Origin of the sequence: Thermomonas sp., assembly GCF_035369645.1 — a bacterium.
Taxonomy (GTDB): Bacteria; Pseudomonadota; Gammaproteobacteria; order Xanthomonadales; family Xanthomonadaceae; genus Thermomonas.
This window is the reverse complement of the sequence record NZ_DAOOUM010000001.1, coordinates 74,210-90,454: the sequence shown is the minus strand read 5'-3', so window position 1 is coordinate 90,454 and position 16,245 is coordinate 74,210. Positions and strand designations below refer to the sequence as shown.

Genomic DNA, 16,245 nt, shown 5'->3' with positions numbered 1-16,245 from the left:
CGGCGGTACTGTCAATGGATGTGGATCAGCGTTGGATGGCGTATTCGGGCGAGAGCAATGCCACCAGCAACAACGAGCGCGCACGTTCGGAACTGTTGCGACCATCGCTGCGCAGTCTGTCCAGCATGGTCTTCAAGGTGGTACTGGTGGCGGTGGACATGCCGCCTGCAAACAGCAGCAGATTCACGTCTTGCACCATGCCCGCGTGATCCCCGGCATCGGCCAATTGCACCAAGCGGGTGATATCCACGATCGGCGCTTTGGTGTTTGCGGTCGGTGCGGCGGTGAGTGCGTAATTCCACAACAGCGCATCGCTTTGATTGTGCCCACTGGTGAAGGTGGACTCGTTGATGATTTGCAATTCGGGGGCATACACGCCCTGACTGCCATCGCTGGTGGGCAGACGATAATCGGGTTCAAAGAAGTTGAAGACCGACGGTGCGCGCTGTGAGTCCTGCGCGATAGGGATGCTCAGATCATCCATGCCACCAATGCGAAACCGCAGGCTGCCATCCGCAGGCGGCACGTACTTGGCCTCGTATGACCGCCACAGATGTGCAAGCCGCAACAACGGCTCGCGTGGCTTGCCGAAATTGGCATCGTTGCCGGCGGGTGGGTTGCGCGCGTCCGCATCCAACAAAATGGCGCGCAGCACTTGCCCAAGGTTTCCTTGATTGTCCGCCCACACCTTGCTGATACGACCAATGTAGGCGGGGCTGGGATTGCTGGTGACAAACCGCTGGATCAACTGGCGGCTGATGAACGGCGCGACATTGGCATGGTTGCTGAGTGCATCCAGGGTTTGATCCAAGTCTTTGGCGCAATCACTGCCATTGGCCACAACAATGCCGTGAAAAATTGTTTTGGGCGCGCTGTCGTGAAAGGCAGGATGGCACTCCATCGGCGCGTAACTGGTTGTATTGATCCGCCCAAACTGCGCGTCACTTTGCCCGGCATATGTCCAGCCGGTGAACACCCGCGCCATCGCCGAAATCACCGACTGATCATAGGTGGGGATTTGCTGCCCCTTGTTATCCAGCTTGGGACTGAAGTCGGGGTTACGCTCCAGCAGGCCAATGCTGAATAACTGCATCACCTCGCGGGCGTAGTTTTCATCCGGCTGGATTTTCCCGTCATTGCTGGCTTTGCGATTGCCGGCATGACTCAGATACACCCCCATCGCCGGGTGCAGGGTCACCGCTTTCAATACGTCGCGATATTTGCCAAACGCATTTCGTGCAAGTGTGTCCTGATAGTCGGCCACACGCGGGATCTGTGCACGCCCGCTTTCTTGATCGGACACCACAAAAATCTCACTCAGCGCCAGATCCATACGCATGCGCAGTTGATCGGGTGCGGTGGCGGCAAACCACAGCCATGCATTGCGCCGATGCGCCTGACTCAAGTCGTTTTGTGCCAAGCCATTGGCCAAAATCTGTTGAATATGCGGCAGCACCAAGGTTGTCGGCGTCTGCGCAGGATCCAGTTGTGCATCGATCCATTTGGCGTAGCCCAACTGCTTGACCTTGGCGATCTCGGCACGGGTGGGCCCAAACGTGGCTTGGGTCAAAAACCGCGCGGCGTCGGCATCGGTGATCGCGGCCGGTGGCGGCGGTGGCGGTGGCGGCGGTGGAGTGCCACCACCACTATTGCTGCTGCCACCGCCGCCACAACCGGCCAAGGCCAGCACGCTTACGAACAATCCCGTTGCAAGCAGGACTCTGGACTTGTGCATCGCTGGTCTCCCGTTCGCGCCTTGCGGCAGCACCCTTGCTAAACGCTAACGCCTCATTTTCACAAAGGTTGACAGAGCTAAATCAACTTTTCCATCGCCGCCAGCAGGCCTTGGCCACGGCCAAAGGCCATCTTGCCGCGATCATGGCAAACACCGCCAAGCGCGTGAAGACGCCACGTTGCGGCGCTTCAAATTTACTGAAGTAACGCCACAGGCCTCGGTGCTTGTGCCACTCCACAAACACAGGCCGCGATCGCGACGAGACACCACGCACATGCACCACGCGCACATCGTTGGCACAGCCCACATAAGCACCTGCCGCGCGCGCGCGCCGGCATAGATCCAAGTCTTCGGCATGCAGACGATAACCGGCATCAAAACCGTCAATACGCGCGAACAGCACGCGCGACAGCAACAGCAACGCGCCGGACACTGCATCCACCGCTTGCACGGTTTGCGTGGGCACCAACGGCAGGCCTAAGCGCGAACGCGAAGGGTCACGCAGCATCGCCGTAAAGTCGGGGTCACGCCTACGCGCGGCGGCATCGCGCAGGCCGTTTTCATCCACCAAATCCGCACCAATCAAGGCACAAGGGTGTGCTTGCGCGTGCGCGCGCAGCCGCACCAGCGTGTCGATTTCCACAAAACAGTCGGGGTTGACGAAGGCCAACCACGCCGCCTCGCTCGCAGTTGCACCTTGGTTGCAGGCCACCGCAAACCCGGGGTTGTCGGGGTTGGCAATGAAGCGCAGGCGCGGGTCGGCCAGTGCGTGACGCTGGATGATGTCCATGCTGCTATCGCGCGAGGCGTTGTCGATCACCCGAATCTGCGCAACACCCTCGGCAGCGCGTAAGCGTTGCAAGCACGCATCCAAAGTTTCTTCGCTGTTATAGGCCACCACGATAACGGCGATGGCCGCGCTGTCGAGGGTGGTCATGGCGATGTCGCAAACAGGTCCGGCTGTGGCGGCAGCCGTTGTCGCGTATCCAAATGCTGTTGCAAGCGCTGCCGTTGTGGTTGCAGCGGGTCATGCATCAGACAGTCGGCCAGCGCGGCATGCCAGCGCGGCCAACGGACCGCCAGCGCATCCAAATCACCGGGCTGCGGGGCGCTTTCCGCATCGCGCAGCACAAACGCGCTATCGCACAACACATTGCGCCCACCAAGGCCCGCCATGCGCAGCGACAAATCAATCAAGGCGGCATACCACGATTGAAAGCTGGTGGCATCCACGCCCCCTGCGGCCACCCGCGCGTGGCCGCGCAGCAACACGGCATGCGCCACCGCCGCGGGTAACGCGGGATAGTCGGGCGGCACCTCTGTGCAGGCCTCGGCCAAGCGTGCAGGCGCGTATGCCAGTGGCGTGATTTCACCGATGCGCGGCCACGCAGCGGTTTCGCCGGCATTGCACCACGGGGTCGCGGTCACACTGCGGGCATCGTGCAACAAGCAATTGCGCAACTGTTGCAACCAGCCGGGGGTTGGCCGTGCATCCTCGGCCAGCACCGCCACATCGGTCTCGCCGCAAGCGTGCAGGGCTTGTGCCAGATGTGCAGCTTCACCCAAGGGCCGGCTGCGGCGGGTATGCGCCGCTTGCAACCGGGTTGCTTGCAGCCAGCGCTGGATGATGGCCAACCCACGCGGGCCGGCTTGTGCATCATCGGCCAACCACACCCGCGTGCCGGCGGGTGTGCTGGCATCCAAGGCCGCCAAACACGCATCCAACGCATCCTCGTTGGTACCCACCGGCACCAGTACGATTGGCCAGGACGCGCCTTCCTGACTCACTGCTTCTTCGGTTTGTAGATCGGGTCAAGCGCGCGGAAACGACGCCCGTATTCGTCGGTCAAGTTGCGCGCTTCCAGTGGGTTACGCACCACCGTGGGGGTGATCAGCACCACCAGCTCATCACGGGTTTTGCTGCTGCCTTGCTGGCCGAACAAGCCGCCGATAATGGGAATCCGGCTGAGCCCCGGCACACCCGTTGACCCTTTCTGGGTGCCGTCGGTAATCAAGCCAGCCAGCACGATGGTGTCGCCGCTGGGGGCCACCGCACTGGTGGTGACTTTATTGGTGTCGATGCGCACATTGCCGTTGGCATCCGCAATCCCGGTGGGCTTGCTGACTTCCTGCACGATATCCAAAAACACCATGCCGTCGCGGGTGATGCGCGGGCGCACCTTGAGGATGATGCCGGTATCCAGATATTGCACCTGACTGTAGGTGCCATTGGTGCCGCCACCATTGGGGTTGAAGCTGACCGAGGCGATCGGGATCTTCTGGCCGACGTTGAGGGTGGCTTCGCGGTTGTTTTGTGCCAGCACCGAGGGCGACGACAGTGTGCGCACATCGGTGACCGAATCCAGCGCACTGACGATCGCCGCCGCACTGCTACCCAAGAATGTCCAGCTCAGCATATTGCCGGCATTGGGTACGTTGGCAATGCTGCTGGAATACGAGCTCCAGCTTTTGCGCCCGGTCGGGTACGGCAAGCCTTTGTCGCCCACGGCATGGTCAAAATACCAGCTCACCCCGTATTGCAGATCACCCTTTAATGCCACGCTGACCACTTGCGCTTCGATTTGCACCTGCATCGGTATCACATCGAGGCGCTCGATGACTTCGCGTATCGACTTCCACTGCGCGGCACTGGCGCGCACCAGTAGCGAATTGGTGTCTTCCACCGCCGACACGCCGACCTCGGCGCCGCCCACTTTCAAGGTCACCCGGCCATTGCCGCCGCGCGATTGCGGCAAGCTGCCGCCCTGCCCCAAACCGCCACTGCCACTGGTGGTGGAGGACAAACCCGAACGGTCATCATTACTGCCATCACGCAGCTCTACGCCTTGCACACCCGGCATCAGCGATCCCGCATCATCGCCTTGGCTGCTGCCCTTGCCACCGCCAAACACTTCGGACAGGCGGTCAGCCAGATCACGCGCCTTGATGTATTTCAATTCATACGAGAACAGCCGGCCATCACCGCTACCGCCTTCGATGCGGTCGATCCACTGGCGAATTTCGTCCAGATAATTGGGCTGGCTGCAAATCACCATCACCGAATTGGTGGCTTCCAATGGCATGAAGCGGAACATCCCCGCCACCGGGGTTTTGCCTTGTTCGCCAAACACGCGTTCCAAATCCTGCACCACGTCGGTGGCCTTGCCCGATTGCAGCGGGAAGACGCCCACCGACATGCTGGACATCCAATCCACGTCAAACACTTGAATGGTGCGCAGATAGTTTTCGAGTTCGGAACGGGTGCCGGCAATGGTGATCAGGTTGCGCGCGCCATCGACGGTGACGATGGAGCCCTGCCGCGCGTAAGGCTTGAGGATTTTTTCCATTTCGGTGGCCGACACGTAGTGCAGTGGCACCACCCGCGATTCAAACCCCCGCGCCAACGCCGGCGAACCGCTGCGCAACACCGCCCCGTTTTGCAAGGCCTGATCCGCCGGCACGATGTTGTAGCGACCATCGCTATACACCATGCGTGCGTTGTTTTGCGCCAACACCTGATCCAGCAGACTGAGTGCACCGGCCGAACCTACCGGTTTTTGGGTGGCCACGGTCACCGTGCCCTGCACCCCCGGCGCAATGCTGTAGCTCTGCCCCAGCATGTCGCCCAAAATGGCCTTGACCACCGCCTGCAAGGATTCCCCTTCAAAATTGAAGCTGGCCTGCCCGCTGCTGGCCAGTGCCGGCGGTGGCGCGCTGGCCACCTTTTGATTGATGGTGGCGCCACTGCCACGACGTATCACCGGCTGCGGGCCGTCACTGCCGAGCTCTTGCAAGACGTCCTTGCGAATATCACCGGTGCTGGCCTGCGCTGCATCCGCATCGACACGATGATTGCGGGATACCAACGGTTGCGGGGCGCTGGCGCAGGCGGCCAATGCCCCGGCCAACAAGGAAATCGAAACATTGCGCACAGTCATGGGCTGGAACATCCGGGTCATGGCATGGGGTTGGATCATTCTTTCACCTCCTGCAGCCCCGGTCGGGAACTGGCAGTTGTGCTGGTCGTATTGCTGGCCGCATTGCTGGCGTGTGGTACCGGTGGCGGCGGTGGATTATGTGATTGCAACTGCGCACGCCGGGCTTCGATGCGCTTGCGGATTTCTTCGATTCGCTTGGCTTCATCCGGCGTTGGTGGCGGCATCGGTGGACCTGCGGCGGCAGCTTCGGCGGCAGCGGCAGCTTCGGTGGCAGCCTTCACAACTCCAGCCGGTGCACCCGCCACACCAAAAGTGCGCAGGTCCAGCGTCATCTGCCCGCTCGGGCCTTCAAACACGGCGCGGCGCGGCTGCACGTCGAGCAGACGCCAGCCGGCGGCACCTTCCGGGGTGCTGCCCACGCGCACACGCTGGGACTGCCCGCCGCCATTGGGTTGCAGGATCGCCAAACGCACAGCGGGGCTGATCAACACCCCGGTCAGGATGAAATTCATGCTGCTACTGGCCGCAGCGTCGCCGTCTTCCGGTGCGGTGGCCAAAAACGCGCGCGGCTTGCGGTCTTCGGTAAACAAAGGCCGTGCCGCCGCTTCGGCATATTGCGCCAATGGCCCAATGCGATCGGGCACCACCGCCGCCGGCGATGGCAGTGCTTGCGCCGGCAGTGCTGGCATCGCGCCCGGACGCGCGCCCATGCCCAGCAAGCTGCCCAACCACAGCAGCAACGCCCAGGCGCAGACCGCCGCCAACACCCATGTCAACGGCCCGGCGCGCAGAAAACGCTGCATCCCCGCCTGTTCAGTGGCCACGTGCACCTCCCGGGCCCGGACGCAGATAGCCGTACAGATTGAAATTCACATCCAGCCCGCCTTCCTGCGGTTGGCCGCTGCCCGGCACCGCGAAATAGCGCTGCGCGGTAATGGCCAGACCGTCGATAAACAAATAGGGGCGCGCCGATTGCAGCGCATGCAGTACCGCCAAGGTTTCGGCATTGCCGCAACGCAGGCGCACTTGCACGGTGACCCGGCGATAACGCCCGTTTTGGGCTTCATCACCCAAGGGCGTGCGGTTGACCAAAGCGCAGCCGCGACTGCCGGGGCTGGCCTCGCTGACCACTTGTTCCAACTGCTGAATCAACCCGGCCGTGGCCAACTCGGCGGTGGGTTCGCTCAGAAATCCAGAACCACCCCCGCGCGCAGCCAATGCAGCCAAACGCTGTTCGACCAAGGTCTTTTGCCCCAGCACGCTACGCAGGCGTGCATCGCGGGTTTGCAGCTCAGCTAGCTCCGCATTGGCCTGTTGCAACGGTTGCCCGAACAGCGGCCACAGCAGCAGCCACAGCAGCCCTGATACCACCAGCAGCAGTGCCAGTGCCAGCCAGCGATCACGTGCGGAAGGCGTCTTGGTAGGACTCATCGTGGCCCCTCCGCTGCTGCCGGCGATGCGGCGGCTGTGGCCGATGCGATCGGCGTGGTGGTGCCCGGTTTGCCCGACAATTGCGCGACCAAGGTGAAGCGATCCATGCGCGTGCGTGGGTCTTGTTGCAACGCCCCACTCAATGCCGGCGCACTCCACTGCGGCGCACCTTCCAATTTGCCGACCAAGGCCGCAGCTTGGCTGGACAGGCCAATCACGCTGAGCTGGTCACCATCCACCGACATTTTTTCCAGATAGGTGCCGTCGGGCAGGCGTTGTGCCAGGGTTTGCATGACTTCGGCCACCGGTGGCCGGTCATTGCGCTGGGCGCGCAGATAGGCTTCGCCTTCCACGGTATCGAGCAAGCGTTGGCGTTCACTGGCAATCGTTCGTGCTTGGGTTTCACGCGCTTGCATTTGCGCCTTCAAGGTCATGGCCGCAGCGCGACGGTTGTCCACCAATTGCGCCATGCCCAACATCAGCGCCAACAAGGCCACTACCGCCAGACCCAGGTTCCACCAGCGCCAGCTGTCGTGCTGTTGGCTGCGCTGCGTAGGCGGCAGCAGGTTGACCCCCAGCAACTGCCCGTCGGCACCACTTAGGTCGACCGCAGACCATGCCTGCGCGGCACCGCCCAAACGCACGCAGGCGGCATCGAAATGCGCCTTCGGCAAAACCACCAATTCGACCTGCAACTGACCATCGTCACGCACATGCAGCAAACGCCCGTCGTACAGCACATCGGCTGTCGCAAATGGGGTTTGCCGTTCAATCTCAAACCCCAGCACTTCACGCAGGCGTTCGCGTGCTGCGGCCGGCAGCACCAAGCTGCGGCGCAGCCCCACACGGTCGGGCAGTAGCAGCCCCCGTGGATAATCGCGCGCCGGCTCGTGCAATACCCGCTGCAATGGGTCACTACCGGCAGGCAATGGCAATGGCAAAGCCGCCAACTCCCGTGGGCCGCCCTCGCCTTGTAACAGCAAATGCAGGGCATCGCCCTGCGGCTGCAACCACAGGCGTTGCTGGCCCGGCACCAAGACCCGGCGCATCCCTGCTGGCAACCACGCGGCCAGACTATGCCCCCACCATGTCAGCAGCCCGCGCAGCCCCACTCCGGACTGCGTCAGCCATGCCCCCCCTGCGCGCTGTGCACTCACGGAGCCACGCCCCCCGTCTGCCAGTGCAGCGTTGTGTATGTCGAACCTGGCAATCCGCTGCCCCCCATTCTGAGCACCACCGAAAGTCGTACGCTGCGCCCATTGGTGAGCCGGGCACGGCTTTCAATACTATACGTGCCGCTGCCCGGCAGCGGGGGCGCGGCTGGGTCGATGGGATCGGTTTTTTCCGGTGCCCCCATCGCTTTGCGCACCACGGCATCGGCAAAATTCACGTCCGGTAGCGGCTGCCCGGTGAACACGGTCAAGTGCGGGGCGGCGGCGGCAAACAAATCTGGCCGCATGCCCAAGACTTGTTCCAGCTCAGCCACCGATTCAAACGGTGCGTCCTTGGCCCCCCAGGTCAAGCCGGCCGCCAGATAGTCTGCATCCTCGGCACCACCGCCCGGCTGGGTCAGGTTGTCGGGGTCGCGCCAATCGACCACTGCACCGGCCAATTGATCGGCCGCTTCGCGCGGTTCGCCCAAGGTTTGGAACAGTTGGCTGATGAGGTCGAGCGATGCGGTATTGAGGTCGATCTTACCCGCCTCGTCGCGCACGTTGAGGGTAACCGGCACGCCATCGAAATCGAACCGGTACTGCCGCCCGTCCACCGCCCAACGTCGGCTGGGGTCTTGCTCCAACATGCGTGCAGCGGCGTATTCCACGCCGGCCCGGGCTGCCTCACGCGCAAGCAAACTACGCGCCATGCCATTGCCCTGCAACGACTCCACCCGCGCGGTCAGTGCATAGCCGGCCACCAGTCCGGCCAAGAGCAGCACCAGCCATAGCACCAGCAGCAGGGCCGCACCGCGTGCCGATGTTGGCTGTCTAGAGCGCGCACGCATCTGCATCATGATTTGGCCCGCCCGCCCGCCAGATAGCTACCCGCCTGCGGCAGTGAAATCACCACATCCGGCCATTCGCCCTGCGCGTCGGCAATCCGCACACGCACCTGGAGCGGCAACGCTTCGGGGTTCTCCCACGGCGCCTGCCACGCGCCCAGCTTGCCGCTGTCATCCAGTGAGCGATAGGCAAATTCAACCCGAGTCAGTCCTTCGGCCAAGGGCTCGGGTGGCCGCGTGGGTGCACGCGCCTCGGCGGCCTGCACCAGCCGAAACACCACCTCCAATGCCTTGCCTTTGCCGGTACCGTCATCACCCACGGACAGCACATGCAGATGCGGGCCGCCGCGTCCCAAATAATCAGGCAAGTCGGCGACGAAACGCAGCGACTGCGCAGTCCCTTCGAAGCGCAGGGAACGCCCGCTCTGGCGGTCGAACGCAAACACGATGCCCTGCGCGCCACCGATGCGCTGGCGCAAAAAATCCGATACCGCGCGCATGCGCTCATTGCGCTGGCTCACCAACTCGCCGCGTGCCACCGTGGCCCCGGCCGCACGCACCACCCCAAACCCCAGCGCCAAGGCCGCCGCCAGCAGGGTCACGGCTAGCAAGACTTCCAACAAGGTGAACCCGCCTGCCTGCCGCCTCACTTGCCTTCCTCCAGTTTGGGGGGCAGCACCAGACGCAGCGATGACACGTGCAATTGCTGCGTGGGGCCCGCATCGCCCCACTGCATATCCAACTGCACATGCAACAGGCGCGCCGCGAAAGGATCCTGTGGCGTCTGCGTCTTGCGCGGCTGCGGATCCTGCCACGGGGTGACCGCAAGCTGCCATTGGTAGCGCCCGTTTTCCAGCCGGCCTTGTTGTTGCAGTGGCGCTTGCAACAGTGCCAATCGGTCTTCCAATAGCGATTGCGCCAGCAAGGCGGCACGGCCTGCATCGCCGCCTTGACGCAGTTGCCGGCTAGCCCCGGACAAGGTGCCCAGCAATAAGGTCAAGCCCAACGCCAGCACGGCAAACGCGACCAGAATTTCGATCAGGGTAAAGCCAGCGTGGCGGTGCGGCGTCATGGTGCAGGCTCCGCACGTTGCACGCGGACTTCGCCGGTCAACCACCGCACATTGACATCCCAGCCGCTGCCACCTGCCTGCAAACGCAGACGCCCGCCGGTGGCCGCACCATCCGGAAAAAACCGCACCGCTCCTTGCTGGGCGTCGTCCGCTGTCACGATGCTCGATTTCACAATGCCCAATTGCGCGGCACCTGCGCCGGTAAACACGATTTCACCCGTTGCAGGCAATTGCCCATGCCGGCCCTTGGCCGCTGTCCATGTACGTGCCACCGGGTCGATCACCACGTCTTGCGGCTGTCCGCTGGCAATCGCCACTGCGCGTGAAAACCGCATTTGTGCGGCCATATCGTTGGCCGCCGCACGCAATTGGATGCCCCGCAAGCCGCCGCTGAAGGCCGCCATCGCCAACAAGGTGGCAGCAGCAATCAACACCAGCACCAGTAGCATTTCCAGCAACGAGAAACCAAGTGCGGGGCGCTGCGGACGCATCATCACGGTGGGTACGCGCAAGCAGACTTATTCGGACTTGATATCGGCGTTCACACTCTCGCCGCCAGGCTTGCCATCGGCGCCATAGCTGACCAGTTCGAACGGCTTACCCTCGCCCGGCACTTTGTATTGCAGCGGGTGCATCCATTGGTCATTCAAGTCACCGGCCTTGGCATACGGCCCCAACCAGCCTTGGGTACCGCTAGGCGCGGTGACCAGCGCATCCAAGCTGGGTGGCAGTGCGCCGGTGTCCATTTTGTACTGGTCGATTTTCTCGGCCAAGGTTTGCAACTGCGCCTGCGTCAATTTGACCTTGGCGCGATCACCACCACCCAAGATACGTGAGGCGGCAAACGCCACGATGCCGCCAATCAGCACCACCACCACGATGATTTCGATCAGCGAAAATCCGCACTGTGCGGCCTTCGATAGGGATGTTGAAAATTGACGCTTGCGCATGAACTCAGCCCACAGAATGAGGAAGAAATACCACGGATGTCGCCGCAATTGTCGCTCAAATGCCGGGTTTACCCCACCACATTGGTGAGATCGTAAATGGGCGTCAGCACCGACAAGATCACCACACCCACCACCACCGCCAGCAACAACGTCACCGCCGGCACCAGTGCCGCCAGCAAGCGATCCATCGCCACCGAGGTTTCCTGCTCAAAAGTGTCGGCAGTTTTCAGCAGCATGGCATCCAAGGCACCGGACTCTTCACCCACCTGAATCATCTGCAAGGCCAGGCGTGGGAAGCGCTTGCCCTTGCTCAATGCCATCGACAAACCAATGCCGTTTTTCACCTCACCAGCCGCCGCTTCCACATCTGCAGCCAACACTCGGTTATCCAGCACATTCCGGGCAATGCCCAGCGCCGCCAGCAGCGGCACGCCATTGCGCAGCAAGGTGCCCAAGGTGCGCGCCAGCCGCGCGGTATCCAGCTTGGCCACCAACGGCCCAGCCAATTTTTGCCGCAACAACCAGCGATCAAACGCCAGCATGAACGCCGGGTCGCGGCGTTTGCGCTCCAGCCACAGCAGCGCCAGCAAGGGCAGCGCCAAAATTAAAATCCACCAATGCCGCACAAACATCCCCAGCCCCAGCACCAGTTGCGAGAACCACGGCAATTTGGCATCCAGGCTTTCATACATCGCAGCAAACTGCGGCACCACATAGCCCAGCAAAAACAGCAGCGACAACCCCACCATCAACAACAAGATGGCCGGATACACCAAAGCATTGATCACCCGTCCACGCAGCGCACTGGCACGCTCCAGATAGTCGGCCAGACGCTGCAAGGTGTCGTGCAAACTGCCGCCAGCCTCACCGGCACGCACCATGTTCACGTACAGCCGCCCAAACGTGCCGTGCTGGCGTTCCAGCGCCGCCGACAGCGACGCCCCACCGCGCACGGCATCGCGAATATCGGTGATGGTGCGCTTGGCTGCCGCGTCTTCAGGCAATTCCAGCAAGATGCCCAACGCGCGGTCTAACGGCTGGCCGGCCCCCAGCAAGGTGGCCAATTGCTGGGTGAACTGCACCAGCTTCTGCCCGGCAAACAGCTGCGGCTTGAACAACCCACGCCACACCGATTCGGCACCCGCCGCACTGGCTAATTTGGCCTCCACCGGCAAGTGCCCTTGCTCTTGCAGACGCGATGCCACCTCGGCATCGCTGGTGGCCTCCATTTGCCCATCCAGCAATTCGCCGCGCGCGTTGAGGGCTTTGTAGCGGTAGAGAGGCATGAAGCAAACTCGGGACGGGTGAGGTCAAAGCATAGCCGGCTTACCAATGCCCAGTCACTGCCGCACGGATAGGTTCACCCCAAGCGTTGATGAGTCAGCCAAAAGAGTGCGCCTGCCTCAACCGCATTTGCTATATCCGCAATTCAAGCATGTCGCGCAGCCATCCATAATCACCAGCGCCTTGGTATTGCACTTGTGGCACAAGGTGGCACTGGGCGGAAAGGTGGCACCGTCGCCGGTGATTTCGATATCTTCGGGGTGACTGGCCGCACTGCGGATGACATCACTGCCCGCGATCAAGTTTTCCGTGTTTTTTTTTTGATTTTGCTCGTAGGCGCGGCGCTTTTCAGCAATCAATGCGCGCTGGGCATCGCTCATCTCCGGATCGTGCAACATGCCAATGGATTTGAGATGGTCTTCGACGATGCTGCCCAACTCTGCCACCAGTGACGGCATATACACGCCACCGGCTTTGAAGTAGCCACCGCGCGGGTCGAACACGGCTTTCATTTCATCGACGATGAAGGTGACGTCACCACCCTTGCGGAACACCGCCGACATGATGCGGGTCAGCGCCACGATCCATTGAAAGTGCTCCATCGACTTGCAGTTGATGAAAATTTCGAACGGGCGACGGTGCTCGTGCGTGGTATCGGCATTCAACACGATGTCGTTGATGGTCACATACATCGCGTGTTCCACCAGCGGCGACTTGATTTTGTAGGTGCTGCCAATCAGCACTTCCGGGCGCTCGATGCGCTCGTGCATCTGGATGACGTTATCGGTCGCAGCGCTATCGACCTGCGCCGCGACAGCCTCGGCATGGGCGCTTTGCTTCGCCTTGTCGTCTGCGGTGAGAACGGTGTAACCCTTGATTTTCTTGTCGATCCGGACGGTCATGCGCTTGACTCTGCTGTGTGCGGTAAATGTGTGCGTTGTTGCGGGTGTAGGTACCACGCCCGGCGAAGCCGGGCGGGCACGATGACGCGAAATTACTTGCTCGCGGTCTTCTTGACTGCCTTCTTGACTGCCTTCTTGGCTGCTTTCTTGGCTACTTTTTTGACCACTTTTTTCACTGCCGGCTTGGCAACGGATTTTTTGGTCGCTGCGGACTTGGCGGGCGCTTTCTTCGCAGTGACTTTTTTGGCTGCAACTTTTTTGGCTGGCGCCTTCTTGGCTGCGGCTTTTTTCACCGCAGGCTTCGCAGATGGCGATTTTGCCGCGGGCTTTTTGGCCGCCACTTTCTTCTTCAGGCTGGCCACTTCCTTCTTTGCATCTTTGCTGGCACTGGCCAATTTTTTCTTGGTCGTTGCCACTGCCTTTTTCACTGCTTTCTTGGCGTTGGCAACCTTGGCCTTCACGGTTTTTTCTGCCGACTTTGCTGCCTTCTTCATCTTGGCCACGGTCGCACTGGCAGTATTGGCGGCTGCACCGCCAAGTTCTGCCGCCTTTTCCTTCGCAGTTTCAACGGCATCCGACACCATTGCCGTCACTCCATCTCCATTGCTCATGTGCCCTCCTCATGGGGCGTGGTGGTTGGGGTGTTGCAAAACCGATGCTACGCCTGTGGCCGCTGCTTTAGACAGAGTTGTAGCCAGTGCTTTAAGCAGATTCAGAACTTGCCGTAATAGCCTTCTTTCAGCGCATCAAACAAGTTGGCGGCGGTGTGCAGCTCGCCGTCATATTCAATTTGCTCGTTGCCTTTCACTTCCACCACTTGCCCATCCTCCAGCTCGAAGCGGTAGGTGGTGTTTTCAAGATCGGCTTCCTTCACCAGCACGCCTTGGAAAGCCGCAGGATTGAAGCGGAAGGTGGTGCAGCCCTTGAGACCTTGCTGGTAGGCGTAGCGGTAGATGTCTTTGAAGTCTTCGTAGGGATAGTCGGTGGGCACATTGGCGGTTTTGGAGATGGAGGAGTCCACCCACTTTTGTGCCGCTGCCTGCACATCGACATGTTCTTTCGGACTGATGTCATCAGCACTGATGAAGTAGTCCGGTAACTTAGCCGTAGCATCTTCGGAAAAGGGCATCGCCTTGGCGTTGATCAGCTCGCGATAGGCCAGCAATTCAAACGAAAACACATCGACTTTTTCTTTGGATTTTTTGCCTTCACGAATCACATTACGGCTGTAGTGGTGAGCAAAGCTGGGCTCGATGCCGTTGCTGGCGTTATTGGCCAACGACAGCGAAATGGTGCCGGTGGGCGCAATCGAACTATGGTGGGTGAAACGGCAGCCCACTTCGGCCAATGCATCCACCAAGTCCGGTGCCACGCTGGCCACTTGCTGCATGTAGCGGCTGTACTTGGCGTGCAGCACGCGGCCTTCGATTTTCTGGCCGATTTTCCAACCGTCCTTGCCCATTTCCGGACGCTTGCGCAGCATTTCTGCGCTGACGTCGAACACCTCATCCATGATCGGCGCAGGCCCTTTTTCCTTCGCCAGCGCAAGACCAGTTTCCCAACCGGCCACTGCCATTTCGCGGGCGATGGCTTCGGTAAATTCGCAGGACTGCTTGCTGCCGTACTGCATCTTGAGCATGGTCATGGTGCTGCCCAGCCCCAAAAAGCCCATGCCGTGGCGACGCTTGCGCAAGATTTCATCGCGCTGCTGCCGCAGCGGCAGGCCGTTGACCTCCACCACGTTGTCCAGCATGCGGGTGAACACGCGCACCACTTCCTTGTATTCCTCCCAGTCAAACGTGGCCTGGTCGGTGAAGGCATTGCGCACGAACTTGGTCAAGTTGACCGAGCCCAGCAGGCACGCGCCATATGGCGGCAACGGCTGCTCGCCGCAGGGATTGGTGGCGCGAATGGTCTCGCACCACCAGTTGTTGTTCATCTGATTGACCTTGTCGATCAGGATGAAGCCCGGCTCGGCGTAGTCATACGTGGAGACCATGATCATGTCCCACAGGTGGCGGGCGCGAATGTGGCCGTAAATCTTGCAAGCCACCAAGCCATCATCACGCACGACATAGTTACGGTGCGCTGACCATTCGCGCCAGACCACTTGACTGGCATCGTCCAGATTGATTTCGCCGCGTTCTTTGCTATTCACCGGAAACACCAGCGGCCAGTCGGCGTCATCTTCCACCGCCTGCATGAAGCCGTCGGTGATCAGCAAGGACAGGTTGAACTGCCGCAGACGGCCGTCTTCGCGCTTGGCGCGGATGAAATCTTTCACGTCCGGATGTGACACATCGAACGTCCCCATCTGCGCGCCACGGCGGCCACCGGCGCTGGACACGGTGAAGCACATCTTGTCGAAGATATCCATGAACGACAGCGGGCCGGAGGTATACGCGCCAGCACCGGCCACGAACGCACCCTTCGGGCGCAACGTGGAAAACTCATAGCCAATGCCGCAACCGGCCTTCAGCGTCAGCCCGGCTTCATGCACTTTTTCGAGGATGCCGTCCATCGAATCTTCAATCGTGCCGGAGACGGTGCAATTGATGGTCGATGTGGCCGGCTTGTGTTCCTGCGCGCCGGCATTGGAGGTGATGCGGCCAGCCGGAATCGCGCCACGACGCAGCGCCCAAGTGAAGCGATCCTGCCAGTAATGCTGCAGCTCGACGGTGGGCTCGGCCAGTGCCAGCGCCTTGGCCACGCGCTGGTAGGTGGCGTCGATATCGGCATCCAACGCCTGCCCGGACTTGGTCTTGAGACGATACTTTTTGTCCCAGATATCCACCGACGCCGGCTGCATCGGGATCTCTTGATTTGCGTCCGTGTTCACCGCTTCCAACCTCGCCGTACTCATGCTGTTCGACTCTCCTGTCTATCCACTATCCGCATCGCACAACCTCTCATCACGGTCACGCGCTGGCGCAT

At 61.2% G+C, this 16,245-nt stretch carries 16 protein-coding genes; all 16 read right to left on the bottom strand.

Going from position 1 to position 16,245, the window contains the following annotated elements; translation table 11 throughout:
* Positions 1-25: 25 nt before the first annotated feature.
* Positions 26-1,735: a DUF1800 domain-containing protein gene (locus PK789_RS00400; protein ID WP_324306115.1), complete on the bottom strand. Its 1,710-nt coding sequence runs from the start codon at positions 1,733-1,735 to the stop codon at positions 26-28.
* An 82-nt stretch (positions 1,736-1,817) separates the two neighbouring features.
* Positions 1,818-2,672 carry a glycosyltransferase family 2 protein gene (locus PK789_RS00395; RefSeq protein ID WP_324306113.1) on the bottom strand — a complete coding sequence of 285 codons (855 nt, stop codon included), beginning with the start codon at positions 2,670-2,672 and terminating at the stop codon, positions 1,818-1,820.
* A complete protein-coding gene (locus PK789_RS00390; protein ID WP_324306112.1) occupies positions 2,669-3,487 on the bottom strand; it encodes a glycosyltransferase in 819 nt (272 codons plus the stop codon). Before PK789_RS00390 ends, PK789_RS00395 begins: the two co-directional genes overlap by 4 nt.
* Positions 3,488-3,519: 32 nt before the next feature.
* Positions 3,520-5,685: a type II secretion system secretin GspD gene (gene gspD, locus PK789_RS00385; RefSeq protein WP_324306164.1), complete on the bottom strand. Its 2,166-nt coding sequence runs from the start codon at positions 5,683-5,685 to the stop codon at positions 3,520-3,522.
* Between the two features lie 23 nt (positions 5,686-5,708).
* Positions 5,709-6,497, bottom strand: a complete 789-nt coding sequence (locus tag PK789_RS00380) for a type II secretion system protein, XpsN-like (protein WP_324306110.1) — start codon at positions 6,495-6,497, stop codon at positions 5,709-5,711.
* The gene (gspM, locus tag PK789_RS00375; protein ID WP_324306108.1) at positions 6,487-7,104 is read right to left on the bottom strand and encodes a type II secretion system protein GspM; all 618 of its coding nucleotides are present in this window, start codon (positions 7,102-7,104) and stop codon (positions 6,487-6,489) included. Before gspM ends, PK789_RS00380 begins: the two co-directional genes overlap by 11 nt.
* Positions 7,101-8,261, bottom strand: a complete 1,161-nt coding sequence (locus tag PK789_RS00370; protein WP_324306106.1) for a PilN domain-containing protein — start codon at positions 8,259-8,261, stop codon at positions 7,101-7,103. The genes gspM and PK789_RS00370 overlap by 4 nt, the downstream gene beginning before the upstream one ends.
* A complete protein-coding gene (locus tag PK789_RS00365; RefSeq protein ID WP_324306104.1) occupies positions 8,258-9,115 on the bottom strand; it encodes a type II secretion system minor pseudopilin in 858 nt (285 codons plus the stop codon). Before PK789_RS00365 ends, PK789_RS00370 begins: the two co-directional genes overlap by 4 nt.
* The gene (locus PK789_RS00360; RefSeq protein ID WP_324306102.1) at positions 9,112-9,753 is read right to left on the bottom strand and encodes a prepilin-type N-terminal cleavage/methylation domain-containing protein; all 642 of its coding nucleotides are present in this window, start codon (positions 9,751-9,753) and stop codon (positions 9,112-9,114) included. The genes PK789_RS00365 and PK789_RS00360 overlap by 4 nt, the downstream gene beginning before the upstream one ends.
* Entirely contained in the window at positions 9,750-10,175 is a 426-nt protein-coding gene (xpsI, locus tag PK789_RS00355) for a type II secretion system protein XpsI (RefSeq protein ID WP_324306100.1), read from the bottom strand. Before xpsI ends, PK789_RS00360 begins: the two co-directional genes overlap by 4 nt.
* Positions 10,172-10,669 carry a type II secretion system protein XpsH gene (gene xpsH, locus PK789_RS00350; RefSeq protein ID WP_324306162.1) on the bottom strand — a complete coding sequence of 166 codons (498 nt, stop codon included), beginning with the start codon at positions 10,667-10,669 and terminating at the stop codon, positions 10,172-10,174. Before xpsH ends, xpsI begins: the two co-directional genes overlap by 4 nt.
* 24 nt (positions 10,670-10,693) lie before the next feature.
* On the bottom strand, positions 10,694-11,125 hold the full coding sequence (gene gspG / locus PK789_RS00345; RefSeq protein WP_324306098.1) for a type II secretion system major pseudopilin GspG: 432 nt from the start codon (positions 11,123-11,125) through the stop codon (positions 10,694-10,696).
* Between the two features lie 68 nt (positions 11,126-11,193).
* On the bottom strand, positions 11,194-12,411 hold the full coding sequence (gene xpsF, locus PK789_RS00340; protein WP_324306096.1) for a type II secretion system protein XpsF: 1,218 nt from the start codon (positions 12,409-12,411) through the stop codon (positions 11,194-11,196).
* 117 nt (positions 12,412-12,528) lie between these two features.
* Entirely contained in the window at positions 12,529-13,311 is a 783-nt protein-coding gene (locus PK789_RS00335) for a TSCPD domain-containing protein (RefSeq protein WP_324306094.1), read from the bottom strand.
* 92 nt (positions 13,312-13,403) lie between these two features.
* A complete protein-coding gene (locus PK789_RS00330) occupies positions 13,404-13,922 on the bottom strand; it encodes a hypothetical protein (protein ID WP_324306092.1) in 519 nt (172 codons plus the stop codon).
* Between the two features lie 101 nt (positions 13,923-14,023).
* Positions 14,024-16,174 (bottom strand): adenosylcobalamin-dependent ribonucleoside-diphosphate reductase, encoded by a 2,151-nt coding sequence (locus tag PK789_RS00325; RefSeq protein WP_324306090.1) that lies wholly within the window; start codon positions 16,172-16,174, stop codon positions 14,024-14,026.
* Positions 16,175-16,245 lie beyond the last annotated feature (71 nt).

Excerpts from the sequence above, each read along its gene's own strand:
- xpsF (WP_324306096.1), bottom strand. The coding sequence starts at position 12,411 with ATGCCTCTCTACCGCTACAAAGCCCTCAACGCGCGCGGCGAATTGCTG.
- gspM (WP_324306108.1), bottom strand. The coding sequence starts at position 7,104 with ATGAGTCCTACCAAGACGCCTTCCGCACGTGATCGCTGGCTGGCACTG.
- PK789_RS00400 (WP_324306115.1), bottom strand. The coding sequence starts at position 1,735 with ATGCACAAGTCCAGAGTCCTGCTTGCAACGGGATTGTTCGTAAGCGTG.
- PK789_RS00325 (WP_324306090.1), bottom strand. The coding sequence starts at position 16,174 with ATGAGTACGGCGAGGTTGGAAGCGGTGAACACGGACGCAAATCAAGAG.
- PK789_RS00335 (WP_324306094.1), bottom strand. The coding sequence starts at position 13,311 with ATGACCGTCCGGATCGACAAGAAAATCAAGGGTTACACCGTTCTCACC.
- xpsH (WP_324306162.1), bottom strand. The coding sequence starts at position 10,669 with ATGATGCGTCCGCAGCGCCCCGCACTTGGTTTCTCGTTGCTGGAAATG.
- PK789_RS00395 (WP_324306113.1), bottom strand. The coding sequence starts at position 2,672 with ATGACCACCCTCGACAGCGCGGCCATCGCCGTTATCGTGGTGGCCTAT.
- xpsI (WP_324306100.1), bottom strand. The coding sequence starts at position 10,175 with ATGACGCCGCACCGCCACGCTGGCTTTACCCTGATCGAAATTCTGGTC.
- gspG (WP_324306098.1), bottom strand. The coding sequence starts at position 11,125 with ATGCGCAAGCGTCAATTTTCAACATCCCTATCGAAGGCCGCACAGTGC.
- PK789_RS00330 (WP_324306092.1), bottom strand. The coding sequence starts at position 13,922 with ATGAGCAATGGAGATGGAGTGACGGCAATGGTGTCGGATGCCGTTGAA.
- gspD (WP_324306164.1), bottom strand. The coding sequence starts at position 5,685 with ATGTTCCAGCCCATGACTGTGCGCAATGTTTCGATTTCCTTGTTGGCC.
- PK789_RS00365 (WP_324306104.1), bottom strand. The coding sequence starts at position 9,115 with ATGATGCAGATGCGTGCGCGCTCTAGACAGCCAACATCGGCACGCGGT.